The organism is Bergeyella anatis (assembly GCF_036016955.1).
GTDB lineage: Bacteria > Bacteroidota > Bacteroidia > Flavobacteriales > Weeksellaceae > JAYWXI01.
Genome location: NZ_JAYWXI010000054.1, coordinates 1 through 1,809, shown reverse-complemented (window position 1 = coordinate 1,809; position 1,809 = coordinate 1). Strand labels below are relative to the sequence as shown.

General features: G+C 30.1%; 3 protein-coding genes and 1 pseudogene. All 4 read left to right on the top strand.

Features of this window, described 5'->3' with window-relative positions; all coding sequences use genetic code 11:
* A pseudogene (locus VQ048_RS12075) lies at positions 1 to 458 on the top strand (RHS repeat-associated core domain-containing protein); the annotation flags it as partial.
* The gene (locus VQ048_RS12070; protein WP_327611910.1) at positions 430 to 864 is read left to right on the top strand and encodes a hypothetical protein; all 435 of its coding nucleotides are present in this window, start codon (positions 430 to 432) and stop codon (positions 862 to 864) included. The pseudogene VQ048_RS12075 and the gene VQ048_RS12070, both read left to right, overlap by 29 nt.
* Positions 861 to 1,268, top strand: coding sequence for a hypothetical protein (locus VQ048_RS12065; protein WP_327611908.1), 408 nt, complete (start codon positions 861 to 863; stop codon positions 1,266 to 1,268). Before VQ048_RS12070 ends, VQ048_RS12065 begins: the two co-directional genes overlap by 4 nt.
* Before the next feature lie 260 nt (positions 1,269 to 1,528).
* Positions 1,529 to 1,732 carry a hypothetical protein gene (locus VQ048_RS12060; protein WP_327611907.1) on the top strand — a complete coding sequence of 68 codons (204 nt, stop codon included), beginning with the start codon at positions 1,529 to 1,531 and terminating at the stop codon, positions 1,730 to 1,732.
* The last annotated feature ends 77 nt before the right edge of the window (positions 1,733 to 1,809 follow it).

The following is a 1,809-nucleotide window of genomic DNA, read 5'->3' as shown; positions in this document are numbered from 1 at the left end:
TTGAGAAAGGTTTAGCAATAGCAACGGGAGGTATTATTTTAGCCCCGCTACTACCTTATGCGGTAAGTACTGGTTCTACTTCTGTATTAGCGACTAAAGCAGGTATTAGTACTATAGGGCAAATAACTATTAATCAGAATATAGACTTAGCAGATGTTTTAGCAGATACATTTTTAATTCCAGGTGTCTCGGGAGCCGCTGGAAGTGTACATAATTTTAAGGTTTTTGGAGATAAATCATTTAAGTTAAATACGGAAGTTAATATAAGGAGTACACTATTTGCTACTGGAACAAGCTTAGTAACATTTGGTATAGGAAACGCCTATGCCCCTGCTGTAAACAATATAACCTCACCTATTGCTAAACGGACAGTATCAAATATAATTAATTATAATAATTCTGTTTTAGAACAGGGATTAAATAGAGCCTATGATGAAAAAGCGAATATTAAAAAATAAGGGAAAAATTATACTATTAGCAATTTTTGGTGGTTTACTAATATTATCTTACATCAGTCGTAAGCTATATGACCAAACAATGCGCAAAGGAGTCTATTATATAGGGACGATCAATAATATACACGGAATGTCAAGAAGCTCAAGTTTAAAAGTTATATTTAAATATAATAATGATCAAAAAGGGAGTCATTATTTTAATGAGGATAGCATAAAGTATTATTCTAAGAATGTCAATAATAGATTTTTAGTTAAAGTGAACAGTAATAAGGCTATAAATTATATTTTTCAAACATATAAATTGTATATAGAACACCCTGTGCCTGACAGTATAAAATCCGCTCCTGTTGAGGGTTGGAAAGAATTACCAGAATGGGCTAAGGATAAAATGAAAAAATATAATAGATGAGTAGCGTACTTAGGAAAGTATATTATTATTTATTTGTAAGAGAATCAAAATGGAATATGTTAATCATACTAATTCCTTTGGTTTTAATTTCATTATATATATATGTTAAAAGAAAACCTATAAAAAAAGGGAATTATACAATAGGTTATGTATCTAAAGTTTATTGGCCTATTGTTTCTCATAAAAAAGCTACATATGTATATGTTGTTAATAAAAAAGAGTATTCAAATACCCAAATATATAATAATGCAGAAGAAGGGAAATACTATTTAGTTCAATTTTCATTGGAAGATAATAGTGTGTCAGATATTTTCCAAGACATTCCTATTCCCGATAGTATAAAATCCGCTCCTGCTGAGGGTTGGAAAGAATTGCCAGAATGGGCGAAAAAAGAAAATGAATAGGTATATTGTAAAAGTATTACCTGCAGAAGTATTTTCTATTTCTTCGGTCGTGTATCAGAGTTAGTGATGCTAAAATAAACTAAAAAATGCACGGTCAAACGGTCATGAAAAAGAGAAATGCGTTTCGGGGTTTCGTTGGAGCATGTAATGAATATACGACACAGAATGGTCATGATCCTTTGACTACAGCGAATTTTAGTGGAAACTATTGGAATATTCAAGTTGGTTGTAATTTTAAAAGAAACTGAAAGGATAAAATAATGAGTGAAAAATTCTTATGCCCAAAATGTAAAACAAAAGTACCATTTAAGGAGACTTTTAATTTTAAAAAAGACCATATAACAAAATGCTCTAATTGTGGAGCAGAATTAACTCCAAAGAATGTGAAATCTTGGAATTTTGGTTTTTTTATTGGATTTATTGGTGTTGTTGTACGTCTTCAAACTAAATTGGACATTTTATAATAAATGTTTAAGGAGTATTTCAGGTTATAAACTTAATAATTTCTGTTGAAAATACAACTGTCTTCTTTTTCGGATTG